The sequence below is a fragment of the Vibrio sp. 10N.222.55.C6 genome (assembly GCF_041473395.1).
GTDB classification, from domain to species: Bacteria; Pseudomonadota; Gammaproteobacteria; order Enterobacterales; family Vibrionaceae; genus Vibrio; species Vibrio crassostreae_C.
On record NZ_JBFRSD010000927.1, the window covers coordinates 1 to 430 of the forward strand.

At 38.8% G+C, this 430-nt stretch carries 1 pseudogene; it reads left to right on the forward strand.

The window, feature by feature from the left end:
- Positions 1–430: pseudogene (locus AB4486_RS26895) on the forward strand (hypothetical protein); the annotation flags it as partial.

The window sequence follows — 430 nt, forward strand, 5'->3', positions numbered from 1 at the left end:
GTCAATGGCAGTAGAGCTCTATATTCAGGGGTATTCTCTGGCCTGACTGTGCTGTTTTTTTTATTACTGGTTATCAGAGGGGGCTTCATAGCACCTAATATTAATTTACCAAGTGAATGGATAACAGCTGGAGTGATTTTACAAGGTTTAATAGTGCTATCTGCTTGTATTAGTATTTCGCTTTCGGGATTTTTTATTCTCCTGACAACGGTTTTTATGGGTGTAAATATTCCCGCAGTTATTACTGTCAACTACCTGTTTGAGTTTATCGCTGTAGGTATGTTTATGTTGTTAACTGGACACTACATCTCGAAGAACGACCAAAGGCTGGTTGAAGCTTTGAATTTGGATAGTGAGAACATGTGGAAAATCGCACTGATCATACTACGAATTGGAATTGGTTTGCAGTTGGCTATTTTGGCATACACAG